Genomic DNA, 17,176 nt, shown 5'->3' with positions numbered 1-17,176 from the left:
ATCGACCGCCGCACCTACAAAGCCACCACCAACATCGACGTCATCACCAACGAACCTTGACAAGCGAGCCACCGACCTAACTGAACGGCGTTGCCTCTAGACCCCTGCCCCCGGGGTGCCGTTTGCTCCGCCGCCCGGCGGGAAGCCCAGGCACCTCAGCGCCCTGGGGAGGGGATCATGCCGGTAGTCGTGAAGAAGATATTGAGCTGGGGATTCGTCGCGTTCCTGATCTACTTCATGGCGTTCCGGCCGGACGGGGCCGCCCAGTTGTTCAAGGGGATCGGGGCCGCCCTGGTCGCCATCTTCCAGGGCTTCGGCGACTTCCTCACCGGCCTGATGAGCTGACCCCGGTCCCGGGCGCGGCCCGGGCGGTCAGCCGCCCGGGGACCAGGGCGCGGCCGGGCGCGGGCCGTACCAGCCGGCCGGGCCGGGACCGACCGGGGGCGGCGGCGGGGCCAGCACCACCGGGATCGGCACCACCGGCTCGTCCGGCGCCTCGACCGCCCGCTGCGACCCGTCCGGGAAACGCAGGTGGTAGCGGTGCCCGTCCCACACCCCCAGCGGCGCCTGCGGGTCGCGGCCCACGAAGAACGACCGGTACGCCCCGATCGCGTCCAGCAACTCCCGCTCCTCCCGCGCTGTCCGGTCCCGCTCGGCCGGCTTGCGGTCCAGCCCTCGGCGCATCCCGTCGCGCAGCAGCGCCAGCCGGGTGGCGGCGAACTGGTATCCGCGCATCGCCTTCACCCCACCGTCGCCGGCCACCCGCCGGGCCCAGGTCCGGGCCGCGTGCCGCCGGCCGAGGCTGCCCAGGGCGGCCACCTCGGGCGGGGTGAGCCAACCGGCCCGGACGTAGTCCGGCAGGGTCCGCTCGGTGAGCCGCCCCTCCCAGGCCCGCAGCCAGACGGCCAGGCCGACCATGCCGAAGAAGATCGGCACCATCACGCCGATGTAGCCGTACAGGACGATCACCGGCTGCCCGGTGGCCACGGCCAGCGAGGGCAGCAGGTTCCAGGTGCCGTGCAGCATCATCGCCAGCAGCAGGCCGGCGATCGGGGCGAGCAGCCGGACCCGCCGGTCGGCGCTGCGGGCGGCGACGCCCAGCCCCACGCCGGTCATCGAGGTGAACAGCGGGTGGGCGAAGCCGAACAGCAGGATCCGGACGATGAAGATGGCGATGACCTGCTGCGCCCCGGTGGCCGGCCCGTACTCCTCGACACCGGTGCGGTAGCCGTAGCCACCCAGGTAGAGGATGTTCTCCACCATGGCGAAGCCGACCGCGGAGAGCCCGCAGTAGACCAGGCCGTCGGTGATCCCGGAGAACTCGCGCCGCCGGAAGATCAACAGCAGGATCGGCCCGGCCGCCTTCGTCAACTCCTCGATGAACGGCGCCACCAGCACGGCGGTCAGCGCGCTGGGCAGCCCCCAGTTCTGGAACAGCTTCGCGCCGGTCTCGTTGACCAGCAGCGAGATCGCGGTCGAGACGAACGCGCCCCAGGCGAAGCAGAAGATCAGATACTTCAGCGGCTCCGGCTCGTACCGGTCCAGCCAGAGGAAACAGGAGACCAGCACCGGCACCGGCAGGATGGCCGCGATCACGCCGACCAGCAGGGCCTCGGCGCCCAGGCTCTCGCCCAGGGTGAAGACCATGAACACGGCGCCGGCGGCGATCAGCAGCACCACGCCGGCGAGCGCCAGGAACCGCCGCCAGCCCACCCGGCGCAGGGGCATCCGGGGGGTCGCCGGCCCCGGCGGAGGGGCGGCGGGCGCGGTCGGCGGCGGCGGAAGGGCTCCGCCGGGCGGGGTGTCGGGCATGCCGTCAGCGTAGTTCCCCGGGCCCCTCTGGTCCGGCCGCATCGCGGCCGCTATGCTGCCGGGCAGGTCACGAGCGCCAGCGTCAAGCCCCGGCTTGCTGGCCGGCAACCCTCGTCGAGTTCGCGGTGGGGTGCCCCGGGTGATGACCGGGCCCAGCCCGAACGGCGTGCTGGGCAAGCGCGGACCCCGTCCCGGTACCATCCCCCGGGGTCCCCTGGACCCGGGAGGTTCGGCCGATGACCGTCACCCTCGTACCCTCGCTGCCCACCCTGCCGCCGCCGACCCGGCCGGACCCGCTCGGCGTGCTCGGCGTACCGGGGGAAATCAACCTGGACCACGCGGCCAGCGCACCCTGCGCGCGGGCCGCGGCCGACGCGGTGGCCGAGCTGCTGCCCTGGTACGCCAGCGTGCACCGGGGCGCCGGGGCGCTGTCCCGGCGCTGCACGCTGGCCTACGAGCGGGCCCGGCAGACGGTCGGCGACTTCCTCGGCGCCCGCCCCGACGATCACGTGATCTTCACCCGGCACACCACCGACGCGATCAACCTGCTGGCCCGGGCGCTGCCCGCCGGCACCACCGTGGTCACCTTCGCCGGCGAGCACCACGCCAACCTGCTGCCCTGGCCGCGCGGCTCGGTACGGCTGCCGGTGCCGGAGAGCCCTGGCGGGGCGGTACGCGCCCTCGACGCGGCCCTCGGCGAGCTGTCCCGGGACGCCCGGCCGGGGCTGCCGGTGCTGGTCGCGGTGACCGGCGCGAGCAACGTGACCGGGGAGCGCTGGCCGGTGGCCGAGCTGGCCCGGGTGGCCCGGCGGCACGGCGCCCGGATCCTGGTGGACGCCGCCCAGCTCGCCCCGCACGCCCCGGTCGACCTGGCCGCGCTGGACGTGGACTACCTGGCGCTCTCCGGGCACAAGCTGTACGCCCCGTTCGGGGCGGGCGTGCTCGTCGGCCGAAGCGACTGGCTGGACGCGGCCCCGCCGTACCTGGCCGGGGGCGGGGCCACCAGCCACGTCGGCGCGGGCACCCACGAGGTGCGCTGGGCCACCGGCCCGGCCCGGCACGAGGCGGGCACCCCGAACCTGCTCGGCGCGGTGGCCCTCGCGGCGGTCTGCGCGGCGCTCGCCGAGGCCGACCGGGACGCGCTGCACGCCCGGGAGCAGGCCCTGCTGGCCCGGCTGCGGGACGGCATCGCCGCCCTGCCGCACGTGCTGGAGCTGCGCACCTTCGCGCCGGACGCGCCCCGGGTGGGCATCGTCAGCTTCGTGGTCGCCGGCCGGGACTCCGCCGAGGTGGCCGCCCACCTGGCGACCGCGCACCGGATCGGGGTACGCGACGGCCTGTTCTGCGCCCACCCGCTGGCTCGCCGGCTGCTGACCGAGGCGGCCGCCCGCGCCGGCCGGACCGACCTGCCGCCCACCGCGCTGCGCGCCAGCCTGGGCCTCGGCACCACCCGCGCCGACGTGGACGCCCTGCTCACCGCCCTGGCCACGCTGGCCTGACCGGTCCCGGGAGGGGTGGGGTCAGCCGACCGGTGGGGCGGTGGGGGGTTTCGGGGCGGGGCTCTGCTCGGTGATCTCGCCGCTGCGCTGCTCCTTGTCGCCGAACGCCTGCCGGACCAGCCGGTTCGCCTCCTCCTGGTCGATCCCGGAGGCCACCAGCAGGTCGCTGGCCGTGGTGCGTACCTGGGCGATCACCACGCTGCCGGAGAACCCCACCCCCTCGGTGTACGCCCGGCCGGCCTCGCTGACCCCGCGGAGCGAGCGCTCCCGGGCCTGCTCGGGCTCCTCCCCGACGGCGAACTCGTGCCGCAGCAGGCGGACCGACTCGGCCAGGTGGGCGATGGCGTCGACCATCGGCTCGGGGATCGGCTCCTCGTCCTCGATGATGGTGACCGAGCGGCGGATCAGGGTGCCGCTGTTGCGCATCGCCCGGTCGATCGGGTCGGCCGCCTCCGCGTAGTGGGTCAGCTCGTTGCGCCGGTGCCAGCGGGCCGGGGAGATGGTGATGGTCTCCTTGGCGCCCTCGATCGCCTCGGAGAGCGCGGCCAGCTCCTCCTTGTTCTCCCGCAACCGGTGCAGCGCCTGCTGGGCCGCGTGCCGGTCCCGTCTTCGCAGCGCCTCGGCGCAGCTGTCGAGCTGCGACGCGAGCAGGTCCAACGCCGGCCGGGCGGCCCGGTTGATCACCCGGAGCGGGTTGAGTGGCAGCAGGATCGCGGTGACCACCAGTGCGATACCGCCGCCCAGGAACGCGTCGACGAAGCGGGGTATCTCCAGGTTCTGGGTGGACGGGCTGAGCGTGACGATCAGCACCGCGGTGGCCGCCGCCTGGATCACGATGGCCACGCTGGCCCCGGCGAAGATGGTCAGCAGGATCGCCGCGGTCACCACCAGCGCCAGCTGCCAGGCGCCGGTGCCGAGGAAATAGATCAGCAGGTCGCCCACGGCCACCCCGACCGCCACCCCGACGATCAGCTCCACGGTCCGGCGGAACCGCTGCCCGACGGAGGCCGCGAGGGTGCCGACCGCGGAGATCGGCGCGAACACCGGCTGCGGGTTGTGCAGCAGCCGGTGCGAGATCAGGTAGGCGAGGCCGGCGGCGAGGCCCGCCTGCACGGCCAGGCCGGCGGCCATCCGCACCCGGTGCAGCCGGTCGTGCAGGGTGGCCCGGCTCCGCTCCCGCAGCTGCTCCATCGCCTCGGTGACCCGGGGCCCGTCCACGTCGACCAGTCCTTCACGCAGCGGCGCACGCCGCAGAAACGGCGATCGTCGGTCCCCGGCCATGGGCGGGACTACCCGCCCGGTCAGGGCTGAATCCTGCCGGGGCGGCGGTGCGGCAGACTGCACCGGGTGGACGAGCTGATCGACCGGTGGCAGGCGGCGGCGTACGCGGCCGGGGCGGCCGACCCGGCGGGCGTGGCGCGGGCGGGGTCCCGGCTGGTGGCCGGCTGGCGGGAGCCGCACCGGCACTATCACGCCCTGCCCCATCTGCGGGCCGTGTTGGCCGTCGTCGACGGGTACGCCGGGTCAGCCCGCCGCCCCGAGCTGGTCCGGCTCGCGGCGTGGTGCCACGACGCCGTCTACGACCCCCGGGCCGGCGGCGACGCCAACGAGCGGGCCAGCGCGGAACTGGCCGGCGAGCTGCTCGCCGGCGCCGGGCTACCGGCCCCGGCGGTGACCGAGGTACGCCGGCTGGTGCTGCTGACCGCCGACCACACGGTCGCCGCTGACGACCCGGACGGCGCCCTGCTCTGCGACGCCGACCTGGCGATCCTGGCCGCCCCGCCGGACCGCTACGACCGGTACGCCGCCGCCGTCCGCCGCGAGTACGCCCACGTCCCCGAGCCCGCCTTCCGCGCCGGTCGCGGCCAGGTCCTCGCCCACCTGCTCGCCCTGCCCGCGCTCTACCGCCTGCCGGCCCTCCACGCCCGTTGGGAAGCCCCCGCCCGCGCCAACCTCACCCGCGAACTAACCACCCTCCCCCACCCATAACCCCTGGCCTCCCCCACCCTCTCGCTCCCCTCGCCCCGCCCCCTCGCCCCCGCCCCCGCCCCCACCCCTCGCCGATCTTGGACTTGTGGCACCGGAGGAAAGCCGCGAATCGCCTCAAACCGGGAACCACAACTCCTTGATCGCGGAAGCGGGGGTGGGGGTGGGGGTGGGGATGGGGGTGGGGGTGAGGTGTTTGGGGCGGCGGAGGTTGGCGGTGCGCAGGAGGCGGACGATCTCGCGGGGCGCGACGACCTGGGCGCCGAGCCAGACGGCCACCGGGAAGCGGTCGGCGGGCAGGTCGTAGTGATCGCGGTCGAAGGCGCGTCGGGGTGCGCCCAGCGCCTCGGCGAAGGCGTGCAGTTCGGCGTAGGACACGTCGCTGATCAGATGCGACCAGAGCCGGCCCCGCCAGGGCACCGAGGGGCGGTCCAGGTAGAGCACGACCAGCAACGGTACGCCCGGTTGATGATCACGTTGGGTCGGCCTAGCCTTCCCGGCATGGCCGCCCATCCCGTCCTCGACGATCTGCGGGCCGCGCTCGGTGACGCCGCGGTGCTGACCGACCCCGACCTGCTCCGCACCCACCAGCGGGACGAGGCGGATCTCTGCGACGCCGGCATGCCGCTGGCCGTGGTGCGCCCCCGGACCACCGGGGAGGTCGCCGCGGTGGTCCGGGCGGCCGGCCGGCACGGCGTACCGCTGGTGCCGCAGGGGGCGCGGACCGGGCTGGCCGGGGCGGCGAACGCGGTCGACGGCGCCGTGCTTGTGAGCACCGTGGCGATGGACCGGATCCTGGAGATCGACCCGGTGAGCCGGATCGCCGTGGTGCAACCCGGCGTGGTCAACGCGGCGCTGGCCGGCGCGGTCCGCAAGCACGACCTGTGGTACCCGCCGGATCCGGGCTCCTGGGAGTCCTCCACCATCGGCGGCAACGTGGCGACCAACGCGGGCGGCATGTGCTGCGTGAAGTACGGCGTCACCACCGAGTACGTGCTCGGCCTGGAGGTGGTGCTCGCCTCCGGTGAGGTGCTGCGCACCGGCCGGCGCACCGCCAAGGGCGTCGCCGGGTACGACCTGACCCGGCTCTTCGTCGGCTCCGAGGGCACCCTCGGGGTGATCACCGAGGTCACGCTGGCGCTGCGGCCGGCGCCCGAGGAGGCGCTGACCCTGGTCGCCGTCTTTCCCACCACGGCGGCGGCCGGCACCGCGGTGGCCGGGATCGCCGAACGGGGACTCACCCCCAGCCTGCTGGAACTGCTGGACCAGACCCACCTGCGGGCCATCGAGGCGTACCGGCCGATGGGGTTGCGCACCGACGCGCAGGCGCTGCTGCTGGCGGCCGTGGACACCGGCGCCCGGGCGGCCACCGACCTGGCCCGGCTCGCCGAGGTGTGCACGGCGGCCGGCGCCGACGAGGTCTACGCGGCCACCGACGCGGCCGAGGCGGCCGCCCTGCTCCAGGCCCGCCGGCTGGCCCACCCGGCGATGGAGAGGTTCGCCGCGGAGGCCTTCCCCGGTGGCAACGGCGGGCTGGTCATCGACGACGTGGCGGTGCCGCGCGGGGCGCTCGCGGCGCTGCTGGACGGGGTGGCCCGGATCGCCGAGGAGTGCGCCGTGCCGATCGGCGTGGTGGGGCACGCCGGGGACGGCAACATGCACCCGAACATCGTGGTCGACCGGGCCGACCCGGCGAGCGTGGCGCGCGGCCGGCGGGCCTTCGACGAGATCATGCGGCTGGGGCTGGAACTCGGTGGCACCTGCACCGGCGAGCACGGGGTCGGCCTGCTCAAGCGGGACTGGCTGGCCCGGGAGATCGGCCCGGTCGGGGTCCGGGTGCACCAGGCGATCCGGGCCGCGCTGGACCCGGCGGGGCTGTTCAACCCCGGCAAGGTGTGCTGACCCTCAGCCCTTGTCCTTGTCCTCGGCCGGCGTGGCCTGGGTGAGCAGGAGCAGGATCTGGTAGGCCACCCGGGGCCGCTCCTCGCCCGGGCAGTCCTGCGTGGTGATCGTCAGGCCGGGCGGGATCAGCAGGGTGGAGGTCAGCGCGCCGACGCAGCCCTGCTTGTACCGCCGGACCTCGTCGGTCTCCCGGGTCAGCGCCGGGTCGTCGAGCATCCGCTGGAGGCGGTGGGTCTGCTCGGGGGTGAGCTGGCCGGTGGAGTCGACCCCGTCACCCGCGCAGTCCCGGCACTGCCACCGCCCGCCCGGGTCCACCTCGAGGGTGCGGGGCGAGCCGTCCGGGCCCAGCTTCTGCACCAGGTGGACCGGCCGCCCGGTCGCCGCGGCCGGCGACCCGCCCGGCTGGTCGGCGGTGGTGGCGCCCTCGGCCCGGCCGAACAGCGAGCAGCCGGTCAGGGCCAGCGCCAGCAGGACGCCGGCGGTCATCGGGACGACGCGCGGCCAGGAGGGGCGAACCACGCACGGAAACCTACACTTCCGTAGGTAGGGGCCGTAACCCTCTGCCGGACGTTACCGACCAGTCACCTTGCGGAGGACGACGGCAGCTCCGCGGTGTCGCCGTCGCCGCCCCGATCGGCCGCGAAACCGCGGACGTCCGGGGCGCCCAGCCGGGCGGCGTCGGCGGCCACGTCGTCGGGCATCGCCTGCGACTGCCGCTCGGCCTCCACCCGGGCCCGGTAGTGGGCGACCTCGCGGGCCCGGGTCGCCGCGTCCCAGCCCAGCACCGCACCCATCAGCTCCGCGGCGTGCTCGGCCGACTCCAGGCCGCGGTGGCTGGTCTCGATGGAGATCCGGGTACGCCGGATCAGCACGTCCTCCAGGTGCAGCGCCCCCTCGGCGCGGGCCGCGTACGTCACCTCGGCGGCCAGGTACTCCGGTGCGCCGGCGAGCGGGGAGCCGAGCAGCGGATCGGTGTCGATCAGGGCGAGCAGGTCGCGGGTGAGGGTGCCGTACCGCTCCAGCAGGTGCTCCACCACCCCGACCGGCAGCCCGTGCCGGCGGGCCAGGTCGGCCCGGTCCCGCCACATCGCCGCGTACCCGTCGGCGCCGAGCAGCGGCAGGTCGGCGGTGCGCGACGGCCGGGTCCAGCCGAGCCGGTGCACCGCCCGGTCCACCACGTCCGAGGCCATCACCCGGTACGTCGTGTACTTGCCGCCGGCCACCAGCAGCAGCCCGAGCATCGGCTCGATCACCGCGTGCTCCCGGGAGAGCTTGGAGGTGGAGTCGGCCTCGCCGGCCAGCAGTGGGCGCAGCCCGGCGTAGACGCCCTCGATGTCGTCGGTGCTGAGCGGCCGGTCCAGCACGGTGTTGACCTGCTCCAGCAGGTAGCCGATGTCCTTGGCGGTGGCCGCCGGGTGGGACCGGTCCAGCTGCCAGTCGGTGTCGGTGGTGCCGATGATCCAGTGGCCGCCCCACGGGATGACGAAGAGCACGCTGCTGGCGGTGCGCAAGATCAGCCCGGTCTCGCCGGTGATCGCCGAGCGGGGCACCACCAGGTGCACGCCCTTCGACGCCCGGACCCGGAAGCCGGGGCGCAGCCCGACGTCGTTGAGCATCCGGGACATGTCGTCGGTCCACACGCCCGTCGCCGCGATCACCGTGCGGGCGCGTACCTCGAAATCGGCGTCCGGCGACCCGGCCGGCGCCTCCAGGTCGCGCACCCGGACCCCGGTGACCTCGCGGGCCTGCCGGATCAGCCCGACCGCCCGGGCGCTGGTCACCACGGTGGCGCCGAGGCTGGCCGCGGTCCGGGCCAGGGTGACCACGAGGCGGGCGTCGTCGACCTGCCCGTCGTAGTAGCGGATCGCCCCGGCCAGCCGGTCGGGCCGCAGGCTGGGGAAGACCCGGCGGGCGCCCTCCCGGGACAGGTGCCGGTGCAGCGGCATGCCGCGCCCGCCGCCGAAGATGCCGGCGAAGGCGTCGTAGGCGGCCACCCCGGCGCCGTAGTAGGACCGGCGGACCAGCCGGCGGGGCAGGTCACCCAGCCCGCCCTCGGCCGGCAGCGGGACCAGGATGGGCACCGGGCGGACCAGGTGCGGGGCGAGCCGGGTGGCGAGCAGGCCGCGCTCGGTCAGCGCCTCGTGCACCAGGTGGAACTCGAGCTGCTCCAGGTAGCGCAGGCCGCCGTGGATGAGCTTGCTGGACCGGCTGGAGGTGCCGGCGGCGTAGTCCCGGGCCTCGACCAGGGCCACCTTCAGGCCGCGGGAAGCGGCGTCCAGCGCGGCGCCCGCCCCGGTCACCCCGCCCCCGATGACCAGCACGTCGAACCGCTCGCCGCGCAGCTTGCGCAGGTCATCGACGCGGCGTTGGACGGAGAGCTGACCGGCCTCGGATCGGGACACGTTGGGGTCGCGCACCCGTCCACCGTAACCGGAGCGGCGCTCGGGCGACACGCCCCCACCGGCGGCCGCGGTTGCCGTTTCTCGGGTCGGCCGCTGCGGGTGGGCTCGTACTGTGCTCACCATGCAGGCCGATCCTCCCCCTCCCGCTCCCCCCTCGCCCGCCCCGCCGACCAGCGGCGTCTGGGCGGTGGTCGCCGCCGTGGCCACCGGCGTCTGGGCGGTGCTCGTCGCGGTGCCCGGGCAGCTCGTCGGCTGGGTGGTCGACCAGCTCGCCCTGGTCAGCGGCCTGGACCGGCCGGTGCCGGTCTGGCCGGTGGTCGCGCTGGTCACCGTGCTGCTGGTGGGGGCGCCCACGCTGGCGCTGGCGCTGCTGCCGCGTTCCCCGGTGATCCGCGCGGTGGGCCGGGTCTGGCTGGCCGGGGCCGTGGCGCTCGGCGCGCTGAGCCTGCTGCGCGCCCTGCCGCCGGTGCACCAGGAGGCGTACCTGGCCGCGCTCGCCGCGACGGCCGCGCTGCTCACGCTGGCCGCCGCCCGGTTGGCCCGGCGCGGCGCCCCGGCCGGCGCCGGTCCCGCACCGGCTGGCCGGTTCGGGTCGGTGGCCCTGCTGGCCGTCGCCGCCGGGCTGGCGATGCTGCTGCCCTGGGCCTGGGTGGGCGCGCTCGGCGGCGCGCTGGAGACCGTCCTCGCGGTCCTCGCCGCGGCCACGCTCGGCGCGCTCGCCGGGGCGCTGCTCGACGCCGCGTTCTGGGCCCGGTTCGCGGTCGGGACGCCGCCCCGGCCGGCCCGGCTGGTGCTGGTCGGCGGGCTGGTCGCCGGCGTGACCCTGGTCCTGCTGGCCGCCGGCGCCGGCCAGTCCGGGGCGCAGCTGCCCGCCCTTCTCCTGCTCCCGCCGCTGGGCTTCGTGCTGGGCGCGCTCGAGGCCGCGGCCCGCCGCGCCGGCCGCCCGGCCGGCGCGGCCCCGGTCCGCTGGCTGGTCGGGCTCGCGCTGGTCGGGCCGCTCGCCTTCGCCGACCCGGAGGAGCTGACCGTCCTGCTGGCCACCGCCCGGGACGTGCCGTTCTGGGTCGCGGTCGGCACCGGGGCCGCGTTCGCCGTCGCGGTCCTGCTCGCCGTCGGGTACGGCGTGCTGCTGGCCCGGCCCGGGGCCGGCGCGCCACCGCGGCGGCTGGCCGGGGCGACCGCCGCGGTCCTGCTCGCCGCGGTGGCCGTGGTGTACGTCGTACCGGGCCGGGCCGGCCTGCACGGCGAACGGCTGCTCGTGGTGCTGCGGGAACAGGCCGACCTGACCGGGCTCCCGGCCGGGGCACCGGGCCGGGCCGGGCGGGACGCCCGGGGGGCCGAGGTCTACCGGCGGCTGGTGGACACGGCCCAGCGGACCCAGGGCGACCTGCGCCGGGAACTGACCCGGCTGCGGCTGCACCCCACCCCGTACTACCTCGTCAACGCCGTCGAGACGGACGGCGGCCCGGCGGTGCGCGCCTGGCTCTCCGGCCGGCCGGAGGTGGCCCGGGTGCTGGTCAGCCAGCGGCTCCGCCCGCTGCCCGCGGCGGCACCCCCGGCCCGGGGTGACGCGCCGGCACCGACCGGCCCGGTCTGGAACGTGTCGCTGATCGGGGCCGACCGGGTCTGGACCGAGCTGGGGGTCACCGGGGCGGGCGTGGTGGTGGGCAGCTCCGACTCCGGCGTGGACGGCCGGCACCCGGCCCTGGCGGCCGGCTTCCGGGGCGGCGACGACTCCTGGTACGACCCCTGGGAGCACCGCCGCACGCCGGGCGACCGGGGTGGGCACGGCACCCACACGGTGGGCAGCGCGGTCGGCCGCGACGGGATCGGGGTGGCCCCGGACGCGCGCTGGGTCGGCTGCGTCAACCTGGACCGCAACCTGGGCAGCCCGGCGCACTACCTGGACTGCCTCCAGTTCATGCTGGCCCCGTTCCCGCCCGGCGGGAACCCGTTCACCGACGGCCGGCCGCGGCGCGCGCCGGACGTGCTCACCAACTCCTGGGGCTGCCCGCCGGTCGAGGGGTGCGACCCGGGGGCGCTGCGGCCGGCGACCGCCGCGCTGGCCGCCGCCGGCATCCTGGTGGTGGCCGCCGCCGGCAACACCGGGCCGCACTGCGCCTCGGTGGTCGACCCGCCCGCGCCGTACCCGGACGTGCTGACGGTCGGTGCGGTGGACCGGAACCGGATGGTCACCGACTTCTCCAGCCGGGGTCCGGCGGCCGGGGGCGCGGCCAAGCCGGATCTGGTCGCTCCCGGTGCCGGGGTGCTGTCGGCGTTCCCCGGCGGCGGGTACGCCACCCTCGACGGCACCTCGATGGCGACGCCGCAGGTGGCCGGGGTGGTGGCGCTGATGTGGTCGGCGAACCCGGCGCTTGTCGGCGACCTGGACCGGACCCGCCGGATCCTGCGCGACACGGCCGGTCCGGCCGGGGTGCCGCCCGGCACGGACCGGTGCGGGGGCGACCGGAACCTGACCGGTGCCGGCCTGGTCGACGCGTACGCCGCGGTCCAGGCCGCGATGCGGGCCGGGGACCCGGCCTGACCGGGGCCGCGCGCCGCGGGCCGGCGTGGCGGGGCCCTGTTAACAAACCTTGCAGTTGAGTAGGGTCGGCGACCATGGACACGGAGATCATCGAGCTGGAACTCGACCGCCTGCCGGCGGTGGTCGAGCTCTGCCGGCGGGCCCTCGACCTGCCCGAGGACGCGGCCGAGGCGCCGGCCGTGGTGGACACCCTGGCCGCCCGGGCGGCGGCCGACCGGCCGGTGCTCCGGCTCGGCGCGGTCCGGGACGGCGCGCTGATCGGGGTGCTGGTCGGTTCGCTCTCGGCGGCGGATCCCCGGCTGGGCCACGTCGACCTGCTGGCGGTGGCTCCCGAGCAGCGCCGTCGCGGGGTGGGCCGGGCGCTGCTGGACGACGCCGAACGGCGGCTCGCCGCGCTGGGCGCGGCGGAGGTGCTGCTCGCCGGCAACCCGCCCTACTACACGTGGCCGGGCATCGACGTGCGGTACACCCCGGCGGTCTGCGCGGCGCTGCGGCTCGGCTATCGCCAGGACCGGACCGGCTGGAACATGACGGCGGACCTGACCGAGGGTTCGCCGGCGCTGCGCTCGACCGAGGCGGCCGAGCGCCGGCTCGCCGGGGCGGGGATCACGGTGCGCCGGGCCGAGCCGGCGGACCTGCCGGCGCTGGCCGGCTTCGCCCGGGGCACCTTCGGCGGGGCGTGGGACGCGGAGCTGGCGGGTTCGCTGGGCCGCCCGGGCGCGGGCGCGCACCTGGCCGAGCGGGACGGGGAGATCCTCGGTTTCGCCGCGTACGGTTCGTCCCGGCCGAGCTGGTTCGGGCCGATGGGCACGGCACCGGCGGCGGAGGGTTCGGGCATCGGCGGGGTGCTGCTCCGGCGCTGCCTGCGCGACCAGGCCGCGGCCGGGATCACCGCCGCGCAGATCGGCTGGGTGGGCCCGGTGCCGTTCTACGCGGGGGCGGCCGGGGCCCGGATCGAGCGGGTCTTCTTCCTGTATCGGAAGCCACTTAACGGACAGACGTAACCAAAGTTACATAGACTCTTATAACGCCATTCTGCCTCCCGGTCATCGACCGGCCCCTACGGTCGAGCTAGAGGAGGCAGCCATGTCCACGGATGACGAACGGACCGACGACCCGGCGGCGAGCTGGCGACCGGTCACCGACCTTCCCGGCCAACTGCCGTTCGACCGGCTCGACTACGGCGACGCCGAGCAACTCGCGGAGATGGCGGGCGCCGGCGAGCCACCCACCGCGGAGCCACGGCAACCGGTGGACGAGCCGATCCGGATCACGCCGCCGTACGACCGGGCGCACAAACGCCGCAACCAGCGGCGGCTGCCGACCTGAGCGACGCGGAAAGGGGCGGACCGCTGACGCGGCCCGCCCCTTTCGGCGTACTGGATGGAGCTGGACTCAGAAGTCCATGTCCCCGCCACCCGGGCCAGCCGGGGCGGCCGGGGTCTTCTCCGGCTTGTCCGCCACGACGGCCTCGGTGGTGAGGAACAGCGCAGCGATCGAGGCGGCGTTCTGCAGCGCGGAACGGGTCACCTTGGCCGGGTCGATGATGCCCGCGGCCAGCAGGTCCACGTACTCGCCGGTCGCGGCGTTGAGGCCGTGACCCGGGTCGAGGCTGCGGACGCGCTCGACGACCACGCCACCCTCGAGGCCGGCGTTGACGGCGATCTGCCGCAGCGGGGCGTCCAGCGCGATCTTCACGATCTGCGCGCCGGTCGCCTCGTCACCGGCCAGGTCCAGCTTGTCGAAGGCGGTCTTGCCGGCCTGCACCAGCGCGACGCCACCACCCGGGACGATGCCCTCCTCGACGGCGGCCTTCGCGTTGCGGACGGCGTCCTCGATGCGGTGCTTGCGCTCCTTCAGCTCGACCTCGGTGGCCGCGCCGACCTTGATCACCGCAACGCCACCGGCCAGCTTGGCCAGCCGCTCCTGCAGCTTCTCGCGGTCGTAGTCGGAGTCGCTCTTGTCGATCTCGGCCCGGATCTGGTTGACCCGGCCCTGGATCTGCTCGGCGTCGCCGGCACCGTCGACGATGGTGGTCTCGTCCTTGGTCACCACGACCTTGCGGGCGCGGCCCAGCATGTCGACGCTGACGGCGTCCAGCTTGAGGCCGACCTCCTCGCTGATGACCTGGCCACCGGTCAGGATGGCGATGTCGGTCAGCATGGCCTTGCGGCGGTCACCGAAGCCCGGCGCCTTGACGGCGACCGACTTGAAGGTGCCCCGGACCTTGTTGACCACCAGGGTGGCCAGGGCCTCGCCCTCCAGGTCCTCGGCGATGATCAGCAGCGGCTTGCCGCCCTGCATGACCTTCTCCAGGATCGGGAGCAGGTCCTTGACCGACGAGATCTTGCTGTTCGCGATGAGGATGTAGGGGTCGTCGAAGACGGCCTCCATCCGCTCCGGGTCGGTCATGAAGTACGCGGAGATGTACCCCTTGTCGAAGCGCATACCCTCGGTGAGCTCCAGCTCCAGGCCGAAGGTGTTGCTCTCCTCGACGGTGATGACGCCTTCCTTGCCGACCTTGTCCATCGCCTCGGCGATGATCTCGCCGACGCTGGGGTCGGCGGCGGAGATGGAGGCGGTGGAGGCGATCTGCTCCTTGGTCTCCACGTCCTTGGCGAGCTTGAGCAGCTCCTCCGAGACGTTGGCCACGGCGGCCTCGATGCCCCGCTTCAGGGCCATCGGGTTGGCGCCGGCGGCCACGTTGCGCAGGCCCTCGCGGACCAGGGCCTGGGCCAGGACGGTCGCCGTCGTCGTGCCGTCACCGGCAACGTCGTCGGTCTTCTTCGCGACCTCCTTGACCAGCTCGGCGCCGATCTTCTCGTACGGGTCCTCGAGCTCGATCTCCTTGGCGATGCTCACACCATCGTTGGTGATGGTGGGGGCGCCCCACTTCTTCTCGAGCACGACGTTGCGGCCCTTCGGGCCGAGCGTCACCTTCACGGCGTCGGCGAGCTGGTTCATGCCCCGCTCGAGGCCGCGGCGCGCCTCTTCGTCGAACGCGATCATCTTGGCCATACGGCGTTGTCCTCCTGGACACTCACGGGCCACCCGGGGATTCCCCGGATGGGCCGTCTGGTGTACGCACCTTGGGGACGTCGCCACCTGGCGACGACGACGTCTCCTCGGTCGGGCCGGACAGCCCGCGACGACCGGCCCCGTGCCGCCCGGCGTCATCGAGACACCGGCGCGGCCGTGGCCCTACCGCCCCGACCATTGGCACTCACCGTACGCGAGTGCCAATGACCTGTTTAGCACTCTCCCTAGCCGAGTGCAAGCACGATGCCCCCGCTCAGCCGAGTTCCGCGGCCAGCCGGGCGGCGTTCACCGGGCCTTCGTGGGCCCGCTGTTCGGCGTACGTGACGACCAGCCCGATCAGCTGGGCCAGGTAGCCCGGGACGACCAGCAGGGTGCCCACCAGGGTCAGCAGCACGGCGGCCACGGCGCTGGTCGGGGCGTCCAGCGGGTGCTCGCCGAAGAGCGCCCGGTTGACCAGGTCCAGGATGCCCTTGGCCACCGAGGCGACCACCAGCGCGGCGAGCACCAGCGCGACCCGGCCCAGCACCATCCCGAACCGCTGGTGGAACAGGCGGAACGCGCGGCCGATCGGCTCCTGCCGCTCGAAGAGGTAGACCGGGCCGAAGAGGGCGAGCGCGAAGGCGACGTAGATGCCCGGCAGCAGGCAGGCGCAGGCGCCGACCGTGATCAGCAGGGAGGCGACGATGGTCCAGCCCCACAGCCCGAGGCAGCGGCGCCAGCCGTAGCGGAAGGCCGCACCGACGCCCGCCGGCTCACCGGCCGCCTGCCGGGCCACCACCCAGGTGCCGGCGGCCCACCCGGCGCTCTGCAGCGGGCCGAAGAGCAGCGCGGCCAGCAGCACCGCGCCGTAGAAGAGGAAGAAGTCGGTGAAGTAGCCGTCGGGCAGGACCGGCGCCCCGTCGGCCCCGGTGGCCGGCTGGCCGGTCGGCGCCAGGGCGAGCGAGAGGACGGCGATCACCGCGGCCGGCACCCCCTGGCTGACCAGGACGATCGGCAGGAGTTGCCGCCAGCCGCGGCGCAGCGCGCCGGTGCACCGGGCGAACCAGCCCGCGATGCCCGCCTGCGGCGGCGTGACGAGCGGATCGGTGGGGTCGGCCGGCGGGTACCAGCCGTAGGCGTGGCCCGGCATCGGCTCGCCGGGATATCCCCCGGGGGCGGGCCAGCCCCAGCCCTGCGCCGGGGCCGGGTGTCCCGGCCACGGCTGCCCGTAGCCGCCGGGGGCACCGTAGCCCGGCTGCCCGTAGCCGGCGGGGGCGCCAGAGCCCGGCTGCCCGTAGCCGGCGGGGGCGCCGTAGCCCGGCTGCTCGGGGGCGCCGGGCGGTGGTGGGGCGGGAGCGTCGGGCGGGACGAAACCCGGCTGGGCGGGGTGTCCGGGCCAGCCCGGGTACGACGGCTGCGCCGCGGCCGGTGGCGTGGGCGGGGCCGGGTCGGCCGGGCCTCCGGACGACGCCGGCGGCACCGGCTCGGTGGAACCCGACGGGGGCTGGTCGGACATGAACCCTCCTCAGCGATGGCTGGAACGGCTCACGATCTTCCCTGGTGCGCGCCCGTGGCGCAGCCCCCGGGCCCGGGTGGTCCGGCTGCCGGGCGGCGGGTCAGATGACGCGGACCCGCTCGGCCTGCGGGCCCTTCTGGCCCTGGGCGATCTCGAACTCCACCCGCTGGCCGTCGTCCAGCGCCTTGTAGCCGTCCATCTCGATCGCGGAGAAGTGGACGAAGACGTCCTGGCCGCCGTCGACGGCGATGAAGCCGTAGCCCTTTTCGGAGTTGAACCACTTCACGGTGCCCTGTGCCACGGTGCACTTCCTCACTCTGCGCGGCGTTCCACAACCCCGGAAACCGGCGGACCGGCACCGGCGGAGCACCGGCTCAGCGATCGGCGACGACCACTGAATCCGGTGACCGAAATCGCACGCTACACGAGGCGTGACGGCGGCGCACGACCACAAATCGGGCATATTTCGGCCGACTCGCGGCCCGGGTGGACGCGG

The 17,176-nt window shown here is 75.2% G+C and carries 15 protein-coding genes and 1 riboswitch; of the genes, 7 read left to right on the top strand and 8 right to left on the bottom strand.

Annotated elements, in window-relative coordinates; all coding sequences use genetic code 11:
* The first annotated feature begins 177 nt into the window (after positions 1–177).
* Positions 178–345: a hypothetical protein gene (locus AB0I11_RS25545; protein ID WP_357325471.1), complete on the top strand. Its 168-nt coding sequence runs from the start codon at positions 178–180 to the stop codon at positions 343–345.
* Positions 346–372: 27 nt separating this feature from the next.
* Here the strand turns inward: AB0I11_RS25545 and AB0I11_RS25540 are convergent, their stop codons facing one another.
* Positions 373–1,854: a PrsW family intramembrane metalloprotease gene (locus tag AB0I11_RS25540; protein WP_357325468.1), complete on the bottom strand. Its 1,482-nt coding sequence runs from the start codon at positions 1,852–1,854 to the stop codon at positions 373–375.
* A 23-nt stretch (positions 1,855–1,877) separates the two neighbouring features.
* A riboswitch (SAM riboswitch) is annotated at positions 1,878–1,998 on the top strand.
* A 50-nt stretch (positions 1,999–2,048) separates the two neighbouring features.
* Between AB0I11_RS25540 and AB0I11_RS25535 the strand changes: the two genes are divergently transcribed.
* Positions 2,049–3,311 carry an aminotransferase class V-fold PLP-dependent enzyme gene (locus AB0I11_RS25535; protein ID WP_357325465.1) on the top strand — a complete coding sequence of 421 codons (1,263 nt, stop codon included), beginning with the start codon at positions 2,049–2,051 and terminating at the stop codon, positions 3,309–3,311.
* A gap of 21 nt (positions 3,312–3,332) precedes the next feature.
* On the opposite strand, the gene AB0I11_RS25530 is transcribed toward AB0I11_RS25535, so the two are convergent.
* Positions 3,333–4,592 (bottom strand): FUSC family protein, encoded by a 1,260-nt coding sequence (locus AB0I11_RS25530; protein WP_357325463.1) that lies wholly within the window; start codon positions 4,590–4,592, stop codon positions 3,333–3,335.
* Between the two features lie 66 nt (positions 4,593–4,658).
* Here AB0I11_RS25530 and AB0I11_RS25525 point away from each other — a divergent pair, with 66 nt between their 5' ends.
* On the top strand, positions 4,659–5,300 hold the full coding sequence (locus AB0I11_RS25525; RefSeq protein WP_357325460.1) for a metal-dependent phosphohydrolase: 642 nt from the start codon (positions 4,659–4,661) through the stop codon (positions 5,298–5,300).
* A gap of 114 nt (positions 5,301–5,414) precedes the next feature.
* Here the strand turns inward: AB0I11_RS25525 and AB0I11_RS25520 are convergent, their stop codons facing one another.
* Positions 5,415–5,741: a DUF4031 domain-containing protein gene (locus tag AB0I11_RS25520; protein WP_357325457.1), complete on the bottom strand. Its 327-nt coding sequence runs from the start codon at positions 5,739–5,741 to the stop codon at positions 5,415–5,417.
* A 57-nt stretch (positions 5,742–5,798) separates the two neighbouring features.
* Here AB0I11_RS25520 and AB0I11_RS25515 point away from each other — a divergent pair, with 57 nt between their 5' ends.
* Positions 5,799–7,199: an FAD-linked oxidase C-terminal domain-containing protein gene (locus AB0I11_RS25515; RefSeq protein WP_357325455.1), complete on the top strand. Its 1,401-nt coding sequence runs from the start codon at positions 5,799–5,801 to the stop codon at positions 7,197–7,199.
* A gap of 3 nt (positions 7,200–7,202) precedes the next feature.
* Here the strand turns inward: AB0I11_RS25515 and AB0I11_RS25510 are convergent, their stop codons facing one another.
* Together AB0I11_RS25510 and AB0I11_RS25505 are read right to left on the bottom strand one after the other, a co-directional pair.
* A complete protein-coding gene (locus AB0I11_RS25510; RefSeq protein ID WP_357325452.1) occupies positions 7,203–7,718 on the bottom strand; it encodes a hypothetical protein in 516 nt (171 codons plus the stop codon).
* Positions 7,719–7,780: 62 nt separating this feature from the next.
* The gene (locus tag AB0I11_RS25505; RefSeq protein ID WP_357325487.1) at positions 7,781–9,601 is read right to left on the bottom strand and encodes a glycerol-3-phosphate dehydrogenase/oxidase; all 1,821 of its coding nucleotides are present in this window, start codon (positions 9,599–9,601) and stop codon (positions 7,781–7,783) included.
* Between the two features lie 121 nt (positions 9,602–9,722).
* Here AB0I11_RS25505 and AB0I11_RS25500 point away from each other — a divergent pair, with 121 nt between their 5' ends.
* The 3 genes from AB0I11_RS25500 to AB0I11_RS25490 all read left to right on the top strand — a co-directional run bounded on the left by AB0I11_RS25500 (position 9,723) and on the right by AB0I11_RS25490 (position 13,475).
* Positions 9,723–12,146, top strand: a complete 2,424-nt coding sequence (locus AB0I11_RS25500) for a S8 family serine peptidase (RefSeq protein WP_357325449.1) — start codon at positions 9,723–9,725, stop codon at positions 12,144–12,146.
* Between the two features lie 74 nt (positions 12,147–12,220).
* Positions 12,221–13,150, top strand: coding sequence for a GNAT family N-acetyltransferase (locus tag AB0I11_RS25495; protein ID WP_357325446.1), 930 nt, complete (start codon positions 12,221–12,223; stop codon positions 13,148–13,150).
* Positions 13,151–13,232: 82 nt separating this feature from the next.
* Complete coding sequence (locus AB0I11_RS25490; RefSeq protein WP_357325443.1) at positions 13,233–13,475, top strand: hypothetical protein; 243 nt, start codon at positions 13,233–13,235, stop codon at positions 13,473–13,475.
* 66 nt (positions 13,476–13,541) lie between these two features.
* Here AB0I11_RS25490 and groL read toward each other — a convergent pair whose 3' ends face one another.
* From groL to AB0I11_RS25475, 3 genes are all read right to left on the bottom strand, one after another.
* The gene (gene groL / locus AB0I11_RS25485) at positions 13,542–15,164 is read right to left on the bottom strand and encodes a chaperonin GroEL (protein ID WP_357325441.1); all 1,623 of its coding nucleotides are present in this window, start codon (positions 15,162–15,164) and stop codon (positions 13,542–13,544) included.
* Positions 15,165–15,438: 274 nt separating this feature from the next.
* Positions 15,439–16,680 (bottom strand): hypothetical protein, encoded by a 1,242-nt coding sequence (locus AB0I11_RS25480; protein ID WP_357325438.1) that lies wholly within the window; start codon positions 16,678–16,680, stop codon positions 15,439–15,441.
* Positions 16,681–16,780: 100 nt separating this feature from the next.
* On the bottom strand, positions 16,781–16,981 hold the full coding sequence (locus AB0I11_RS25475) for a cold-shock protein (protein ID WP_046562643.1): 201 nt from the start codon (positions 16,979–16,981) through the stop codon (positions 16,781–16,783).
* Positions 16,982–17,176: the final 195 nt, after the last annotated feature.

The sequence above is a fragment of the Micromonospora sp. NPDC050495 genome (assembly GCF_040655175.1).
GTDB lineage: Bacteria > Actinomycetota > Actinomycetes > Mycobacteriales > Micromonosporaceae > Micromonospora.
This window is presented reverse-complemented; position numbering and strand designations above follow the sequence as displayed.

Coding starts and splice junctions, on each gene's coding strand:
- AB0I11_RS25495 (WP_357325446.1), top strand. CDS start 12,221: ATGGACACGGAGATCATCGAGCTGGAACTCGACCGCCTGCCGGCGGTG.
- AB0I11_RS25500 (WP_357325449.1), top strand. CDS start 9,723: ATGCAGGCCGATCCTCCCCCTCCCGCTCCCCCCTCGCCCGCCCCGCCG.
- AB0I11_RS25530 (WP_357325463.1), bottom strand. CDS start 4,592: ATGGCCGGGGACCGACGATCGCCGTTTCTGCGGCGTGCGCCGCTGCGT.
- AB0I11_RS25535 (WP_357325465.1), top strand. CDS start 2,049: ATGACCGTCACCCTCGTACCCTCGCTGCCCACCCTGCCGCCGCCGACC.
- AB0I11_RS25480 (WP_357325438.1), bottom strand. CDS start 16,680: ATGTCCGACCAGCCCCCGTCGGGTTCCACCGAGCCGGTGCCGCCGGCG.
- AB0I11_RS25515 (WP_357325455.1), top strand. CDS start 5,799: ATGGCCGCCCATCCCGTCCTCGACGATCTGCGGGCCGCGCTCGGTGAC.
- groL (WP_357325441.1), bottom strand. CDS start 15,164: ATGGCCAAGATGATCGCGTTCGACGAAGAGGCGCGCCGCGGCCTCGAG.
- AB0I11_RS25545 (WP_357325471.1), top strand. CDS start 178: ATGCCGGTAGTCGTGAAGAAGATATTGAGCTGGGGATTCGTCGCGTTC.
- AB0I11_RS25490 (WP_357325443.1), top strand. CDS start 13,233: ATGTCCACGGATGACGAACGGACCGACGACCCGGCGGCGAGCTGGCGA.
- AB0I11_RS25540 (WP_357325468.1), bottom strand. CDS start 1,854: ATGCGGCCGGACCAGAGGGGCCCGGGGAACTACGCTGACGGCATGCCC.